At 47.0% G+C, this 17,030-nt stretch carries 12 protein-coding genes and 1 pseudogene; 10 read left to right on the plus strand and 3 right to left on the minus strand.

Translation table 11 applies throughout. The annotated features are described in order from the left end of the window. Positions 1-57 precede the first annotated feature (57 nt). Positions 58-1,050 (plus strand): DUF4349 domain-containing protein, encoded by a 993-nt coding sequence (locus WBA89_RS17135; protein ID WP_424408381.1) that lies wholly within the window; start codon positions 58-60, stop codon positions 1,048-1,050. A gap of 510 nt (positions 1,051-1,560) precedes the next feature. Here WBA89_RS17135 and WBA89_RS17140 read toward each other — a convergent pair. Next, entirely contained in the window at positions 1,561-2,655 is a 1,095-nt protein-coding gene (locus WBA89_RS17140) for a RuBisCO accumulation factor 1 (protein WP_424408382.1), read from the minus strand. 116 nt (positions 2,656-2,771) lie between these two features. On the opposite strand from WBA89_RS17140, the gene WBA89_RS17145 reads away from it, so the two are divergent. The 8 genes from WBA89_RS17145 to WBA89_RS17180 all read left to right on the plus strand — a co-directional run bounded on the left by WBA89_RS17145 (position 2,772) and on the right by WBA89_RS17180 (position 12,666). Continuing rightward, the gene (locus tag WBA89_RS17145) at positions 2,772-3,944 is read left to right on the plus strand and encodes an RNA-guided endonuclease InsQ/TnpB family protein (RefSeq protein ID WP_424408383.1); all 1,173 of its coding nucleotides are present in this window, start codon (positions 2,772-2,774) and stop codon (positions 3,942-3,944) included. Between the two features lie 168 nt (positions 3,945-4,112). After that, positions 4,113-5,057: a response regulator gene (locus WBA89_RS17150; protein ID WP_424408384.1), complete on the plus strand. Its 945-nt coding sequence runs from the start codon at positions 4,113-4,115 to the stop codon at positions 5,055-5,057. Between the two features lie 300 nt (positions 5,058-5,357). Further along, positions 5,358-6,059 (plus strand): bifunctional demethylmenaquinone methyltransferase/2-methoxy-6-polyprenyl-1,4-benzoquinol methylase UbiE, encoded by a 702-nt coding sequence (gene ubiE, locus WBA89_RS17155; protein ID WP_424408385.1) that lies wholly within the window; start codon positions 5,358-5,360, stop codon positions 6,057-6,059. 227 nt (positions 6,060-6,286) lie between these two features. Beyond that, positions 6,287-7,519, plus strand: coding sequence for a DUF445 domain-containing protein (locus tag WBA89_RS17160; RefSeq protein ID WP_424408386.1), 1,233 nt, complete (start codon positions 6,287-6,289; stop codon positions 7,517-7,519). 270 nt (positions 7,520-7,789) lie between these two features. Next, entirely contained in the window at positions 7,790-8,095 is a 306-nt protein-coding gene (locus WBA89_RS17165) for a DUF3493 domain-containing protein (protein ID WP_424408387.1), read from the plus strand. A 481-nt stretch (positions 8,096-8,576) separates the two neighbouring features. Then, positions 8,577-9,152, plus strand: a complete 576-nt coding sequence (locus tag WBA89_RS17170; protein WP_424408388.1) for an alpha/beta hydrolase — start codon at positions 8,577-8,579, stop codon at positions 9,150-9,152. Positions 9,153-10,046: 894 nt separating this feature from the next. Next, entirely contained in the window at positions 10,047-11,255 is a 1,209-nt protein-coding gene (locus WBA89_RS17175; RefSeq protein ID WP_424408389.1) for a DegT/DnrJ/EryC1/StrS family aminotransferase, read from the plus strand. A 391-nt stretch (positions 11,256-11,646) separates the two neighbouring features. After that, positions 11,647-12,666, plus strand: a complete 1,020-nt coding sequence (locus WBA89_RS17180; RefSeq protein WP_424408390.1) for a glycosyltransferase family 4 protein — start codon at positions 11,647-11,649, stop codon at positions 12,664-12,666. A gap of 32 nt (positions 12,667-12,698) precedes the next feature. On the opposite strand, the pseudogene WBA89_RS17185 reads toward WBA89_RS17180, so the two are convergent. Continuing rightward, a pseudogene (locus WBA89_RS17185) lies at positions 12,699-12,833 on the minus strand (IS1 family transposase); the annotation flags it as partial. A 492-nt stretch (positions 12,834-13,325) separates the two neighbouring features. After that, on the minus strand, positions 13,326-15,794 hold the full coding sequence (locus tag WBA89_RS17190) for an EAL domain-containing protein (RefSeq protein ID WP_424408391.1): 2,469 nt from the start codon (positions 15,792-15,794) through the stop codon (positions 13,326-13,328). A gap of 360 nt (positions 15,795-16,154) precedes the next feature. Here WBA89_RS17190 and dapB point away from each other — a divergent pair, with 360 nt between their 5' ends. After that, entirely contained in the window at positions 16,155-16,982 is an 828-nt protein-coding gene (gene dapB, locus WBA89_RS17195) for a 4-hydroxy-tetrahydrodipicolinate reductase (protein ID WP_333192211.1), read from the plus strand. Positions 16,983-17,030 lie beyond the last annotated feature (48 nt).

Below are 17,030 nucleotides of genomic sequence, written 5' to 3' on the forward strand. Positions count from 1 at the left end.
TAAATTAAAACCAGCATAAAATTCAATACCCAAATGTTTTTACACGAATAACCCCCAATGAAAACTCACCTCAAAACCTATTCCCCGCCGCACCAGCCCCACCCAAACCAACCCAACAACAGCACAATTCGTTTTGCTGTGGCGGCATTTTTAACTTTATCTTCAGCTATTGCTTTACCGAGTTGTGCCGCAAACTCGCCCTCCAGCGCTGGAGGTAGCGCAGATTCATCCAGTCGCGAAAACCAAGTTGTCGCATCTGCACCCCAATCGGCACCAGCCCCCGCACAGTCAAAAACTGCTGGTGTCTCAAAAACAGCACCCCCAGAAACTCCAGCAACTACTCCCCAACTGATTAAAAAAGCTCAACTCAGTGTAGTTGTCAAATCAATTGACACCAGCACTAAATCTGTTACCGATATTGTGAAAAAACAGCAAGGCGATATCTTGAGTTTCCAAAACCAAAAGCCGCCGGATTCTAGTATCCGCCAAACCGCAATGTTGGAGATTCGGGTACCTCAAGCAAAGTTAGAAACTACTTTAGATGCTTTGTCAAAACTCGGAAGCGTACAGAATCGAGGGCTTGCGGCTGAGGATGTTACGGATCAATTAGTTGATAATGAGGCTAGGCTGCGGAATCTTCGCAAATCGGAAGAAGTTGTGTTAAAAATTATGGAGCGATCGGGCTCTGTGGGGGATGTGTTGAAAGCTGCTCAAGAGTTGAGCAATATTCGGGAGTCGATCGAACGTATTGATGCTCAGTTAAAAAGTTTGCGAAATCAAGTAGCTTATTCGACAATTAGTTTAACTTTAGAAGCCGCAGTCTCGGCTCAGCAAGATCCCGAACCTTCTCTCGGTTTGCAGGTGCAGGAAACTTGGGGGAAAGCGACTCATTCTGTGGGTGAATTAACTTTAGGTTTGTTTGCTTTGGGTATTTGGCTCTTGGCTTACAGTCCTTATTTGCTGTTAATTGCGGCTGCGGTTTACGGCTTTAATCGATTTAAGAAACAGCATTCTGTTCCAAAAATTCAAGAACCAAAACCGCCTCAGTAGTCAGTCGTCAGTAGTCATTAGTCATTGGTCATTAGTCATTAGTCATTAGTTATTAGTCATTAGTGCTGTCGCCTCCGAGCTTTCTGTACAATGTTATCAGGAAGAAGGAAGAAGTTTGTAGGGTGTGTCGTGTGCAGACCAGATTTGGAACAAATCGACAATCGGGTAGCGACGCACCAAACGCCGAAATATTGCGATAGATCGGACTTGATATCCTTCCTAATTTAAAATCACCAATGGTAGAAGCTGCGTCGCGCGGAGATTGTCGATTGGCTCCAAATATCGTCTGCAAGCGACACACCCTACGGCCACTAATGACAACGGACAACTAACAACTAAGAGGGCGGGCCAGGGGGCACCGCCCCTACCAACTACCAACTGAGGGCGGGCACGGGGGCACCGCCCCTACTAACAACTGACAACTGACAACTAACAACTGACAACTGACAACTGACAACTAACAACTGACAACTGACAACTAACAACTGACAACTGACAACTGACAACTGACTAATCGTCTATTTGCCATCCATCTTTGGTATAATCTTCATCCAGAATCTTCTTCGGTCGCATCACCAGCACGACTCGTCCCAAAATCGAAAATTCCGGGGCTGTTTCAAACCATTGCAATTCTAAATTTCCCCCGTTATCTGCGAGGAAATAACTCTCAGCATCCCACTGTCTTTGGGCCCGATCGGCAATAATCAAAACTTCTTCAACTTTACCTTGCAGCGGTACTGGCAGTCGATCGCTCATTTCCAAAACCGCCACCGGATCTTCGGCGTTCAAAATTACCTGCCATCCGGGAATCGCCACCCAAGCTCCGGCTCCGGCAAATTTTACCATTCGGAAGGGCTCGATTTCCTCCGGCAAAGGCACTGCCAGCAAATCTGACGCAGAGAGCGGAAATTTGCCCACCACCGGGACAATCCGGGGCAGTTGTTCCTCAGAATCTACCCTGTAGGTGGGCAAGCGGGGCGCTTCCCGTCTCGGAACTACGGTAAAATCGACGAGCAACTGCTCGATTTGCGCCCTAGCTGTTTGGCTGCTAGCTAATTTTAAGCCGCGAGCAATTAGGCGCGATCGCTCTTGCAAATCGCTTTTCTGTCTCGCCAACTGCCAGCACTGATAGGCTACAGCATCCCCTGGAGTGTCTGTGAACCCTTGCGGGAGACTCCCGAAGTGCGAAAATTCTTTCATCGCTTTAGCAACTTGGCGAGCATCGTCAACATCCAAATTGTGGGCTAGGATCAAAGCTGCCGCTCCGGCTCGCTCTGTCTGAGACAAAATCCGAAATTCGTATAAAATATCACTTCCTTTGCGTAGAAAGTGCGATCGAACTTCTTCCGAACCGCCAGCGTTGACCATGCTGGTGTAAACTTGGGCTGCGACGCTGACTTGATTTTGCTGAATTGGCTCAAAACCAGTTGCTTCAAAAACCTTCTGAGAGCTCCAGCCTGCTTGCTGCAAGGCGGTGCAGGCTTGTCCCCACTCTACCCAAGTGCCTTCCTTGCGGCGGAGCGATCGAATTAACTTTTCGACATCCACAGCATTAGTGGAGGGTGCAGGTGCAGAAGGCAAGGAATCTTGAGGTGTATCAGTCATAATTTAATCAAAAACCAGTGCTAATTTATCAGAAATTTGGGTAAAAACCCCGTCCTTTGAGGACAGCTTTACAATATCTTCAGGTTTGCTCACAAAGTAAGTGCTACAATGTAAGCATGACACAAAAAGCTTTCAAGTACCGCTTCTATCCGACTCCGGAGCAAGAAACCTTGCTTCGGAGAACCTTGGGCTGTACTCGATTGGTCTACAACCGCGCTCTCTGGGCCAGAACTGAGGCATGGTACGAACGGCAAGAGCGAGTTGGCTACACCGAAACCTCTAGTTTGTTGACTGCATGGAAAAAACAAGAGGATCTTGATTTCCTTAATGACGTTAGTAGCGTCCCCTTGCAACAGGGCTTGAGACACCTGCAATCTGCATTTTCTAACTTCTTTGCAGGACGGGCGAAATACCCCAACTTTAAGAAAAAGCGCAATGGCGGCAGTGCAGAATTTACCAAGTCTGCCTTCAAATGGCGAGACGGTCAACTGTTCTTGGCGAAAACCCTTGAAGCCTTGGCGATTCGGTGGAGTCGGGCTATCCCTCAAGGCGCAGAACCTTCTAGCGTCACGGTGAGACTATCGCCTGCTGGACGCTGGAGTGTTTCGCTGTTGGTGGATATCGAGATTGAACCATTGCCCCAGTCTCCTAATGAAGTCGGGATTGATTTGGGTATTACGAGTTTGATGGCCCTGAGTACGGGTGAAAAAATTACCAATCCCTCATGTTTCAAGGCGAAACGCCACAAACTCTCAAAAGCTAAAAAAGCATTGAGTCGCAAGCAAAAAGACTCTAAAAATCGCCAAAAAGCGCGTTTGAAAGTCGCTAGAGTTTATGCGGAAATTAGCGATGCTAGACAAGATTTTCTTCACAAGTTGACAACTCGGTTGGTGAGAGAAAACCAAACCATCGCCGTAGAAGACTTGGCTGTGAAGAATCTGGTGAAAAATCACAAACTCGCCCTCTCCATCAGTGATGCAAGTTGGGGTGAGTTGGTAAGGCAACTTGAATACAAGTGTAAATGGTACGATCGCACTTTGATTAAGATCGATCGTTGGTTTCCCAGTTCTAAGCGGTGTGGGCATTGCGGTCACATCGTTGAAAGGCTGCCGTTGAATCTGAGAGAATGGAATTGCCCTAAATGCAGCGCTCACCACGACCGAGATATCAACGCCGCCCAAAATATACTTGCCGCAGGGCTTGCGGTGAAAGTCTGTGGAGCGAACGTAAGACCGGATAGGCATAAGTCTGATGGCGGTTGCGATGAAGCAGAAAGGTCTAGAAAGTGATTTCTAGAATCCCCGTGCGTTCACGCCGGGGCGGATGTCAAGTGTGATTCGATATCAGCAAGCATCGTGTCGCGGCAGAGCGATCGATTGATAGTAAGGGAAGTATGAGACTATTGTTACAGAATAGTTGCTCGCCTAAATTTACCAAGGGGAGTTTATCGTATTGTTATGGATAATGCCATTCCAGAGCTCGATCAAATTAAACGCCAGCTCATGACCCTACACCGACCGAAAAAACCCAAAATGTTGGTAGTAGACGACGAACCAGACAATCTGGATTTACTCTACCGCACTTTCCGACGAGATTTTAACGTGCTCAAAGCTGATAGCGGGATTCGCGCCTTGGAAGTCCTCGGTATTGAGGGCGAGGTCGCCGTCATCATTTCCGACCAGCGGATGCCTGAAATGAAGGGAACAGAGTTTCTCAGCAAGACCGTGCCACAGTTTCCGAATACCGTCAGAATTATTTTGACGGGTTTTACTGACATTGAAGACCTAGTGGATGCAATTAACTCTGGACAGGTTTACAAGTATATCACCAAGCCTTGGGACCCGAACGAATTGAAAATGGTGGTGCAAAAAGCTGCCGAGACTTATGAAGTTCTCAAGCAGCGGACTGAGGAATTGCACCGCGCCCAAAATCAAATACAACTGTTAGCAACGATCATGCAGGCGGCTGTGGATTATCCGAGTTTGGAACTTAGTTTAGAACCAATGGCTACTGCTGTTAGCGATAATTTTTTAGCGGATGTTTGCATTTTGCAAATGTTGGAAGACAATGTTTTAATGCCAGTCCAAGGCACTCACACCAGCGGACAAACTGTGGAAAATTGGCTGGCGGATGACCCTCTGGTGGGAGAGGCAATTTCCTCTCAAACTATTCAGGGTGCTGTAAATATTGCCAGCGACGCAGCCCTAGCTAGTCTGCCGCACTATCAAAAATCTGGCGTTCAAGCTCACTTGATCGTGCCGGTGATTCACAAAGGTCGATCGCTCGCCCTGATGTCCCTCCAGTGGAAACAACCTTGTTCCCTGCGCCCCGACGAACTCACAACAGTTTACCTCGCCGCTCAAGAAGTTGCTTTGGTACTGACGAGTTTTCAAGGTCAGTAGTCAGTAGTCAGTAGTCAGTAGTCATTAGTCATTAGTCATTAGTCATTAGTCATTAGTCATTAGTCAGTAGTCATTAGTCATTAGTCATTAGTCATTAGTCATTAGTCATTAGTCATTGGTTATTGGTTAGTTGCTACCAATTACCACTTACTAATCACCAATTCCCAATTCCCAATTCCCAATTCCCAATTCCCAATTCCCCATTCCCCATTCCCCATTCCCCATTCCCAATAACAAATAACAAATAACAAATAACAAATAACAAATAACAAATAACAAATAACAAATAACAAATAACAAATGACTAATAACGCCGAACAAATTAAAAATATCTTTAACCGAATTGCACCAGTTTACAACCAAATGAACGACTGGTTGAGCTTTGGACAACACCGGATTTGGAAGCAAATGGCGGTGAAATGGAGCAGCGCGAGTCCGGGAAATACTTGTTTGGACTTGTGCTGCGGTAGCGGGGATTTAGCTTTGCTGCTAGCCAAACAAGCAGGGCCGACAGGCAGCGTATTTGGAGTAGATTTTTCTGCCGAACAATTGGCTGTGGCGGCCAGGCGCGATCGACCTTTTCTCACCCCTTCTAGTCCCATTTCTTGGGTAGAAGCTGACGCCCTAGACTTGCCTTTTCCCGACAATTACTTCGACTGCGCCACAATGGGTTACGGCTTGCGTAACGTGACGGACATCCCCCGCAGCCTTCAAGAATTGCACCGCGTGCTCAAACCGGGCGCAAAAGCGGCGATTCTCGACCTCCACCGCCCCAGCAATTCCCTCATGCGGAGCTTTCAGCAGTTTTATCTTGACAGTCTCGTGGTGCCAATTGCTCAGCAATTTGGGATGACTCAAGAATATGCCTACATTAATCCTAGTTTAGAAAAATTCCCGATCGGTCAGCAGCAAGTCGCGATCGCCCGCCAAGCCGGATTTGCCGCAGCCACCCACTATCCCATTGCTGGAGCTATGATGGGAGTATTGGTATTAGTCAGTTGACTGTTAACTGTTGACTGCTGACTGTTGACTGTTAACTGCTGACTGTTGACTGTTAACTGCTGACTGTTGACTGTTGACTGTTAACTAATAACTGCTGACTGCTGACTAATGACTAATGACTAATGACTACTGACTAATGACTACTGACTACTGACTGTTAACTAATAACTACTGACTACTGACTACTGACTACTGACTACTGACTAATTCCCAATTCCAAATTATTGATGAATCCGTCTAACATTTGGCTGTTGTTTGCCCCACCTGTAGTGGGAGGAATTATTGGCTATTTCACTAACGATATAGCTATCAAAATGCTGTTCCGTCCCTATCGAGCTATTTATATCAAAGGGCGGCAATTGCCTTTCACTCCCGGCTTGATTCCGCGCAACCAAGAACGCTTGGCCAAGCGAATTTCTGACACAATTATGGGTTCGCTGCTGACACCGCAAGAATTGCAAAATTTGGCGCGCCGCCTTTTGCAAACCGAGCGGATACAGTCGATAATTCTCTGGCTGCTGCAGTTGGCGCTGGATCAGGTAAAAGCAGACGCAGAACAAAAAACATCTAAAATTCTCGCTAACATTCTGCGAGATTTGCTGGGAGAATCTGTGCCGCGAATTCTCAAAGTTTTGGCGCGCCGGGAAGATTTTTTAGAAGCTCAGCTAAATCAAATTTTTGACCAAGTTTTGCTAGAAATTCAGCTAACAGAAGCTCAGGCTGCTCAGTTGGCTGATTGGCTGTTGCAGGTAGTAATACCGCCGGAAGTGCTGCGGCAGGCTTTAATTGACTTTTTGACCGATCGCAATATTTCGATTATCGATGAAGGGTTTCGAGAAAAAACCAGCGGCACTTATTGGGTTGTCGCCAATTTGTTTGGTTTGCGGAACACTTTAACTCGGCTGCGGACTTTTTGTCTCGACGACAGAGAAGCAACAAATAAGCGGTTAGCAGAGTTAACAATTTCTTTGGGAATTCGCGGGCGACTTCAGGAATGGCTGCAAAATTTGTCAATGCAAAACTTACCGGTTTCCACTGTAAGACAGTTGCGAAAAACTATGCGCGACAGCGTTCGCACCTACGTTCAACAGCGGGGTACGGAGGTACTTGACGGGTTGAGCAAATCTATTGACTGGGAAAATATTTCGCGGTTGATTCTGAATCGATTGCAAACTTCAGCGGTAATGAGCGCTTCCCTGGAAATTGTCAGCAAAGAACTGGCTTTGGTTTTAGATCGCTATCTAGAGCGGGATTTAGAAAATATTGTAGCTCAGGCGATCCCGATTTTAAATATCGACCAGGTGATTGTCGATCGAGTAAAAGGCACTTCTCCCGAAGAATTAGAGCTAGCAATTCAGGGAATTGTCAAAAGCGAGTTGCAGGGAATTGTAAATTTAGGAGGGATTTTGGGTGTTTTTATCGGCTGTTTGCAAACAGTTGTGCTGTTGCTTCAGCAGTGATTTATGGTGGCAGTTGTGACATATTTGTTGTAGTATAATATTTACTGAAGTTGCGTACACAGCACCAAAAACCAGGTTTTTCTGCTGTATTTATACCAATTTCATAAAGTAGCGTTAGATATTACCCCCCCAACCCCCCCTTATTTCGGGGGGGAGTGGGGGGGGTAGTAGCACATATGAAAGAAAAATGGTATTACTGCCTCGGCCAGATTGTTTTTGGTAGAAACCGGTTTTTTTTGTCCAATCCTAATTTACTTATTTCTTAAATTTATGCCACTTCCAAATTCGGACGATCGCACCGCCCCCAAAAACCCCCGCAACCTCAGCCGCCAACAATACGAGCGTTTAACCGCAGAAATGGCCGCTCCCTACCGGCCTCTGCGACAGTTTATTTATCTAGCTTGCGGCGCTTCTGGCTTTGTCGGCGGCGTGGTTTTCCTCGCTAAAATTGCTTCGGGCCGGGAAATCGGCTCTGCTTTGCCAAATTTTGCCCTCCAAGTCGGAGTCGTGGCTCTGATGGTGTTTCTGTTTCGCCTGGAGCAGCGCGCCCAGAGCCGATCGCCGAAGTCAAAGTAACAAAAGTTGACAAATCGATATAAAAATATATTTGAGGCAAAGAAAAGTTAGAATTATAAAGAAATTATTACGAAAGCCTGGTTGGCGATCGATCCCTGTCATTATTAAGGAGTGGGTTCAATTGGGGTCAGCAAATTTAAAGACCCTAATCATAAGCCGCTTTTACTTCCTTCAATTGGGGTCAGCTTTCATAAAGACCCTAAATATATAAAATAAATTTAAGCCCAGCGCCAGCCTTCATTAACAAGAAAGCTGGCGCTGGCTATTTTGCTAGGAGCGGGAGATTGGGAGATACAATCAATAGGGTGCGCCACAAGCACAACCGATCCCGTACAAGCGCGCTGAACCGAGTTTTTAAACAACCGTCCGACATACGCAATATACCAGTTCCCAAAAATAATGTAACTCGGTAGCCCGCGCTCCAAATCCCGATCGTCATCCGTCAAAGTCTAATTAGAAAAAAATGTTGGGAGATTTTACTATGAGCCAGTCATTTTTCCAAGTGCGGTGGACGCTATTTTTAGCTGCAGGTGCGGGAATTGTATTTTACAGCAGTGCTGCGGCGGCGGCCGAAAAGGTAGTGCTCAAATACAGTGCGATCCGAATGACTTTACCAGTCAGCGAATTAGAAATTTTTGCAGAAACTGGGAAAATGTCCCCAGGGTTGGAAATGCTGCTGGGCCAGGCAAAAAAAGACCCGGAAGCAGTTCGCCGCAGTCTGACGAGACCGGTGAAAGTCAGTCAAAGGTTTTTGGATAGAACGCTCAACAGCAAGGTTGGGGAAATTATTCTCGATGAAGTGGGTCAGGTAATTCGCAATCCTTCTGGGAAGGCAAATCGAGAAGCTTTGAGCTCGGCCTTGGTGCTGTCTGCAACTAATGATAACGAGATTACGCTGCTGGAAGCGGTGAAGAATTATCCGGCCCCAGAAGTTTATGTTGAGGGCGATCGGTTAGTTGAAGCTTACGGTAAACTTGTCGCTTTGTCGGAACAATTGGGTGGCGTTTCCGAACGGCTGCAAGATATTTTGAACAAGATTAGATTGCCTAGATTGTAGGGAATTGTGTCAAGGAGCGTTGATTTGTGCGAGTTCGGGCAGAATGTTTCTGCACCTGCATAAATTACACCGGAGTCACATTTTATTTGGGCAAATTTTGCCTGATTTTCACATTGGTTTCAAAAAAGAATGCAGCGGTAGACAAGCTCTCAACCTGACGGAAATCAGTCAGTTCCAAATCTCAAATTGAAAAGCTTAAATTTTATAACTTGTAACTTGGCTGTAATATCAAGTTTGGGTAATTACCGATCGTATCCGATCGGCGCGGGTTTACCCTTATCGTTGGTTTTAGGCAATTATTGTCGGTGAGGGAAACCCGTACAAAAATTATATCAATTTAGCAGAACCCGATCGAATATCTATCTCAAGATAGATGTTCTATGATTTACCGTAACTTTAAATAGAACAAAATATTTTTTTTGAATAAATTATTTAAAGTTAAAAATGCGGGCAAGTGCTTGTGTATTCCCCATAAACGGGAGCATCTCCGGCTCGGTAAAAGCTTTTTTGTACTGTTAGTGCGATCGTCCTGGCTCGCTTGTACAACCGAAAACAAGCTTTTGAAGAACATTACAAAAGTTTGCACGCAGATCCTCCCCCATAAACTGAAATAGCATCGGCTGGACATTGCAGATTCTGTATCTTAAGATAGACAAACACTGTGTCAGAGTCAGGCGATCGCGAAAAAACAGCCCGTCTTTAGTAAGCTCGTGTTAGAAAAAATGCCATTGTGCAACGCCTTCGCCAAAACTCTTGACTCAAAAAAGTTGAAAAAAAACGGTGAGAGACTGCATTAATTAACAGCACATCAAATCCAAATCCAATTCAAATCGTACTTGTCAGGGTAGTACACTTTAAGTCCATCAACTCTATATACTGGCTAAAACTAGCAACATGAACAACAATTCTATTCGTCCAAAAGACCGTTTCTTGGTTTTCGGCGCTCCGGCGATCGAAGATGCTGAAATTCAAGAATTGGTGGCAACCATGAAAACAGGTTGGTTGGGTACTGGCCCGAAAGTCATGAGGTTTCAAAACGAATTCAATGCTTACAAGGGTTCCCAGTACGCGGTTGCAGTCAATTCCTGTACGGCGGGACTGCACTTGAGCGTCCTCGCTGCTGGCTTGCAACCGGGGGATGAAGTCATTACTACTCCGATGACTTTTTGCGCTACAGTTAATGCGATTATTCACGCCGGAGCAACACCGGTACTGGCGGATGTAGATCCGGTGACAATGAATATTGACCCGGATCGAGTCGAAGCTAAAATAACTCCCAAAACTAAGGCAATTTTGCCGGTTCACTTCGCGGGGCGTCCCTGCGATATGGATGCGCTTTGCGATATTGCTCGCCGCCACAACTTGAAGTTAATTGAAGATTGCGCTCACGCGATCGAAACAGAGTACAAGGGGCGCAAAGCAGGCACCTTTGGAGACTTCGGATGTTTCAGCTTTTATGTCACCAAAAACATCACCACGGGCGAAGGAGGAATGATTCTGGCAAAGAGTCAAGAAGATAGCCACAGGCTCAACATTTTAGCACTGCACGGTATGGACAAAGATGCCTGGAAGCGCTTCAGCGATTCGGGTTACAAGCACTACCAAGTGGTGGAAGTCGGCTTTAAATACAATATGATGGATATCCAAGCTGCGATCGGCATTCATCAATTAAAACGAGTCACCCCTTATTGGCAGCGGCGGGAGCAGATTTGGCAGCGCTACAACGAAGCATTTGCGGATTTGCCGATTACTTTGCCAGCCAACCCGGAACCGGATACGATTCACGGTTATCACCTGTACACAATTCTGGTAGATGAAGCCAAAACAGGAGTCAGCCGCGACGAGTTTCTCAACGCTATCAATGCTGAAAATATCGGTGTCGGCGTACATTACATGAGTATGCCGGAACATCCTATCTATCAAAAAATGTTTGGATGGGACACCGCAGACTATCCGAATGCTAGCTACATTGGGCGTCATACAGTTAGCTTGCCGATTTCGGCAAAATTAACAGATGCAGATGTGGAAGATGTAATTGCTGGTGTGAAAAAGTGTTTGGGGGCAGGCAAAGCTAAAAATCCTGTTTTAGCAACCGCAGGCTAAAGTCCTGAAATATTATGATTGCGTCCACCCTTAAAAGTTAAGCATCCTATTGTTGATGCTTGACTCCCGATCTCAAATCAGGTTGCATCGCAATAATTATTTTTTTGGGGAATTGGTAATTAGCAAGTAAATCAACTTAAAACAACAGAATACGCAGAGTTTTGCAGCATTTAAATAAATCGAGAATAAGATATGAAAATCGTGTCTTATGTTGAATTAGGTTGATTTACTTAATGACCCTGACGGTGTTAAGTAGTTTCGAGGCAAATAGAAGCTTAATGTTATGTTAAAACTGAGTGCTTTATTCCCAATACATTGCAATAATCGAGCCATCAGCCACGTATTTTTTTCAGTGTGCAAAGAATGGCAAGGCCCCGAGCTGAAGGCTCGCATGGTTGTCCCGAGCTGCGATCGCTCCTGTCGCGACTCAAATATAATTGAAGCAATTCCGTCATTTCTGAAAAAACTGTATTACCTCAGCCCCAGTCTTCCCCAAATCAAGGCAGAGAAGCGTTTTCTCAAAGATATCAAAGATTTTGATGCTGCTTACTTGTGGCCCGGTATCTCATTAGATGTTGTAAATAGCGTTAACAAGCAGAACAAGCCGATTTTTGCAGAGCGAGTTAATGGCCTTCAAAGCCAAGCTAAGAGAATCCTTGACGATGCTTACTCTCGCTTGGGATTGGAACCTCAACACGAAATTACCCCAGAAACAATTCAGATCGAAGATCAAAAACTCAAGGTAATTGACTTTTTGTTTTGCCCTAGTCAAATAGTAGCAAAATCATTTCAAGAAGCCGGAGTTTCTGAAGATAAACTGCTGTTAACTACTGAAGGGTGGTCGCCTGAGCGTTTCCCCAATTATCAATCCCAAAAACCGCCGTCAGAGGAAATTAACATTCTGTTCCTAGGCTATGTCTGCGTCCGCAAAGGAGTTCATCTGCTGTTGCGGGCTTGGGAACGAGCTGGGATTAAGGGAAAGCTGACAATTTTTGGCGAACTCGAACCGGCGATCGCTGAAACTTGTGGCGATTTGCTGCAACGTCCTGACGTAATTCACATGGATTATGCTGTGGACTACAGTTCCGCCTATCGCCAAGCTGACTTTTTTGCTTTTCCCAGTCTTGAGGAAGGTAGCCCACTCGTCACCTATGAAGCGATGGGTTACGGTTTGCCCATTCTGGCTTCACCGATGGGAGGCGGTGGCATTGTGCGTGATGGTATTGAGGGGATAATTCTGTCGCCCTACGATGCAGACGCCTGGGTCGAGGGACTGCGAAAACTATCTAATTCTGAGGGTTTGCGCGCTCAGATGGGAGCAGCCGCCCGCAAGCGAGCCTTGGAGTTTACTTGGCCGCAAGTTGCTGCGAGGCGCCGAGAGCAGATTCTGCAAAAAATGCAGACAAATTAGGTAGTCCTGCATAGCAATGAAAATCCAGGGTTTTAATTGATAGATAAACTGGCGTTATACTCATGAATAAAATACGAAATAGCCCCAATATGATTGGATAGTTTTTTGGAGAATGAAAGAGTTTTTCTTGCCCTACTAGATATTCTTTGTCTCATCGTATTATTCAGGGGGTGACAACCCCGTCTTGAGCCATTGCTAACAAAGGTTAGACCGATTTGTGGTAAAAAAAGATGGGTCAATTTTTATAAGCAACCCCATATATAGCAATCCTCGCATCATTTTCAATAACTGGTTAAGAGGCTAGGAATCGATGTCATTCTTGAAGAGCCTCGCCTGCGAAAAGGTCGGCTCTTCCTCGCCCCTGAAGCGTTGCTTTCGCTCGGACTGGTAACGAGTAGAATCCCAACACTACATGATTGCGTAAAGTTTTATGATAATTAAGCCGCGTTTCGCACAAAACTAGCCGATCGCACCTGATAGCTCGATGACGGTTAGCCTCAAAAGTGCGATCGTCTGCAAGAACAATGCTTGCGGGCGACGGTATTAACCAACAACCAACAACAAATAACCAACAACCAATAACCAACAACCAATAACCAACAACCAATAACCAATAACAAATAACCAACAACCAATAACCAATAACCAACAACCAATAACTACCACTGCGGCTCAGAAGCCATTAAAGCAGTAGCAGCCTCGCTCGGTAAAGGCTTAGCAAAAAAATAACCTTGACCGTATTCGCAGCCGATCGCCCTCAACCGAGCTAATTGTGCCGCCGTCTCCACACCCTCAGCAATCACATCCATCCCCAAAGCGTGAGCCAGCGCCACAATCGTCCGCACGATCGCCACATTTTCCCCCTCGCTTTCGAGCTCCATCAGCCCCACAAACGACTTGTCAACCTTCAAAGTATCCGTAGGAAACCGACTCAAATAACTCAACGACGAATAACCAGTACCAAAATCATCAATTCCCAACTTGACATTAAGCGCTTTCATCTCCTTTAAAACCGCGATCGCCGACTCCACATCATCCATCACCACACTCTCAGTAATCTCCAACTTCAAACTCTTGGCACTCAAACCCGTTGTTTCTAAAATAGCCTGAATGCGATCGATCAAATCCGGCTGAGCAAACTGCTTCCCAGATAAATTTACACTCATAATCAAAGGTCGATCGAAATCAAACATTCCCTCCCACAGCCGCAACTGCCGGCAAGCCTCCTCCAAAACCCACTCGCCCAGCGGCACAATCGCCCCCGTTTCCTCAGCCACCGGAATAAACTTAACCGGCGAAATCAAGCCCCGCTGCGGGTGCTGCCAGCGCACCAAAGCCTCAAACCCAATAATCCTGCCGCTGGCCAAAGACACAAACGGCTGGTAGTAAAGCAAAAACTCCCGACGTTTTACAGCCATCCGCAAATCCGTCTCCAACTGCAACCTCTCCAACGCCAAATCGTGCATCGCAGCATTAAACACCTGATACCTTCCCGTTCCCAAAGCCTTAGCGCGGTACATAGCCGTGTGAGCGTCCCGCAGCAAGTGTTCCGGCTGTTGCCCGATCGCCAGTGCGGGTTCGCCGCCCACCGCAATCCCGATGCTAGCGGTGACAAACACTTCCTGGCCTCTGAGTTCAAAAGGCACAATTAAAGCTTGGTGAATGCGATCGGCCAAATCCACCGCACTCTGGGCATCAACATTCCTCACCAAAATTGCAAAATCGTCGCCCCCCACCCGCGCCACAGTATCCGTCCGACTGAGACTTGCCTGCAACCGCACCACCACCGCCATCAGCAACTCATCCCCCACCAAATGACCCAAAGAATCATTAATCACCTTAAATCGGTCTAAATCCAAAAACAGCACCGCAAACAGATAGCTGCGGTGGTGCCTAGTATTGGCGATCGCCCGCCCCAAACACTCTACAAACAAATCCCGATTCGGCAAACCAGTCAGAGAGTCGTGAAAAGCATCGTAAAGCTTCCTGTAAGCGCTCAACCCCGCACCAGTCACCACCAAACCCACAGCCGGCGACACCAGCGGCACCCACCCACCCTCAGTAAAAATCACAAAACTAATCCCCAACAGCCCCACCAAAGCCGCACCCACAACCAATCCCGCCCGCAAGGGGTGGTGAATCCGCCAAGCCACAAGCCCGCCCAGCACCGCCCAAGCAGCGTTCCACAGAATTTCTGCCCATTCTGGCCACACCCAAAACAGCGATCGCCCCTGCAAAACAGCAGTCAATATTTGGCTGAGCATTTGAGCGTGCAGCAGCACCCCCGGCATTTTCGGATTTTGCTTTTTAACCGGACTGTAGGGCGTGAGAAACACATCTCTGGTACTCTGTGCAGTCGTTCCGATCAGCACAATCTTGTCCTTTACCCAACTCGGATCAATTTCGCCCTTCAATACCTGCTGGATACTGACTTGTCGCGCCACCCCGAGAGCAGAACGGTATTTGAGCAGAATTTGGTAGCCTCTAGCATCGAGATTTGCATAGCCACCGCTGTCAGATTTTAAAGGCAGAAATTCTGCTTTTCCCCAGTTGATTTGATGGGGATTGACAGGGCTATCTGTCGGCTGCACCCTGTCCTTGAGATACAGCGAAGCCACTTGCAAAGAAAACGAGGAAGCAGCACTATTGTCGGGTTTCGCGACTGAGAGCAAACTGCGGCGCACCACGCCGTCTGGGTCGAGCACGAAGTCGTTAAAACCGACCCGATCGGGCGGCATCCCCGGAGGGGCGGGCACTCCCCGACTGTCTGAATCGTTCAATTTAGTAATCGCCACCACATTCGGTGCTTTCAGCGCGGCCAGCAATTCTTGGTGTCCGGGGGCTTGAGGCAAATCGCGGTACAAGTCCAAACCGATGACTTTTGGCTGGTACTTTTGGAGTTTTGTCAAGGTTTGGGCGATCGCCCCGTCGGAAATCGGAAACCTCCCCAGAGTTTGAATATCCGCCTCAGAAATTCCCACTACCAGCAGCCGCGGATCTGGGCCCGCATCCGGCTGCAAGCGCACCAACGAGTCAAAAGTCCCCAATTCCAAGCTTTGATACCACCCCAACCGCCGAGCTCCGGTATTCAGCAGCGTTACAGTTGCGCCTGCCAACAAAGCAGGCAAAATCCTGACCCGCCGGCCCTGAGAACTCCGGTTCAGGCCAGTTGCGACAGACAGTGCAGAACAAAGATTTCGAGAAAATTTGGCAGTCACAGCAAACATATAGGGGTGCAAAGAAAGCTAACCACAAGTTTGTTCTTACAGAATTGAGCTTATTATGAGATTGAGTATAATTTTTTCAGAACTTGTGCCGAAACCGAGTTTATGTAAGCTAATTAATCGATTTGGCAAAGTATTTCTCGGATGGGAAACTGGGTTTGAATCGTATCTGCCGAAAAGTGCTGTCTGGGATTCCTCCGTTTCCCCAAGTTTCCACAAGCGTTAAAATTTAGTCGATCGAACTTTCTGGATATTTTTGAGATTATGGCGAATCAACTTCCGATTCCGGTGATTGTTAACGGTGCTGGCGGCAAGATGGGCCGCGAAGTAATTAAGGCGATCGCCAGTGCTAGCGACATGACCTTATTTGGCGCTGTAGACCGCTCTCCTGAGTCCCTCAACGCCGATGCGGGAGAATTAGCCGGGTGCGGCCCGTTAGAAGTTCCCATCACCGACGACTTGCAAGGAATGCTGGCCTTAGCCGCTCAGGAAAAGCAGTTGGGCGTGATGGTGGACTTTACGCACCCTTCCTCAGTTTACGAAAACGTGCGATCGGCTATTGCTTACGGTATACGGCCCGTAGTAGGCACTACCGGATTGAGTACCGCCCAAATTCAAAACCTAGCCGAATTTGCCGACAAAGCCAGCATAGGTTGTTTGATTGTACCCAATTTCTCGATCGGCATGGTGCTGCTGCAACAAGCCGCCGTCACAGCATCTCAATATTTTGAACACGTAGAAATTATCGAACTCCACCACAATCAAAAAGCCGACGCTCCCAGCGGCACAGCCATCCAAACCGCCCAAATGCTAGCAGAAATGGGGAAAACGTTCAATCCCGCCCAAGTAGAAGAAACCGAAAAATTGCCCGGTGCCAGAGGCTCTTTAGCCGACGAAGGAATTCGGATTCACAGCATCCGTTTACCCGGTTTAATTGCCCACCAAGAAGTAATTTTTGGCGGCCCTGGTCAAGTTTATACATTACGACACGATACGAGCGATCGCGCTTGTTATATGCCCGGAGTTTTGTTATCAGTGCGAAAAATCATAGAATTGCGATCGCTCGTTTACGGATTAGAAAAAATACTCTAGATTATGGGAATGGGGAATGGGGGATTGGGAATGGGGGATTGGGAATGG

Source organism: Microcoleus sp., assembly GCF_049646505.1.
In the GTDB taxonomy this organism is placed as follows: Bacteria; Cyanobacteriota; Cyanobacteriia; order Cyanobacteriales; family Microcoleaceae; genus Microcoleus.

Coding starts and splice junctions, on each gene's coding strand:
- WBA89_RS17135 (WP_424408381.1), top strand. CDS start 58: ATGAAAACTCACCTCAAAACCTATTCCCCGCCGCACCAGCCCCACCCA.
- WBA89_RS17140 (WP_424408382.1), bottom strand. CDS start 2,655: ATGACTGATACACCTCAAGATTCCTTGCCTTCTGCACCTGCACCCTCC.
- WBA89_RS17145 (WP_424408383.1), top strand. CDS start 2,772: ATGACACAAAAAGCTTTCAAGTACCGCTTCTATCCGACTCCGGAGCAA.
- WBA89_RS17150 (WP_424408384.1), top strand. CDS start 4,113: ATGGATAATGCCATTCCAGAGCTCGATCAAATTAAACGCCAGCTCATG.
- ubiE (WP_424408385.1), top strand. CDS start 5,358: ATGACTAATAACGCCGAACAAATTAAAAATATCTTTAACCGAATTGCA.
- WBA89_RS17160 (WP_424408386.1), top strand. CDS start 6,287: ATGAATCCGTCTAACATTTGGCTGTTGTTTGCCCCACCTGTAGTGGGA.
- WBA89_RS17165 (WP_424408387.1), top strand. CDS start 7,790: ATGCCACTTCCAAATTCGGACGATCGCACCGCCCCCAAAAACCCCCGC.
- WBA89_RS17170 (WP_424408388.1), top strand. CDS start 8,577: ATGAGCCAGTCATTTTTCCAAGTGCGGTGGACGCTATTTTTAGCTGCA.
- WBA89_RS17175 (WP_424408389.1), top strand. CDS start 10,047: ATGAACAACAATTCTATTCGTCCAAAAGACCGTTTCTTGGTTTTCGGC.
- WBA89_RS17180 (WP_424408390.1), top strand. CDS start 11,647: ATGGTTGTCCCGAGCTGCGATCGCTCCTGTCGCGACTCAAATATAATT.
- dapB (WP_333192211.1), top strand. CDS start 16,155: ATGGCGAATCAACTTCCGATTCCGGTGATTGTTAACGGTGCTGGCGGC.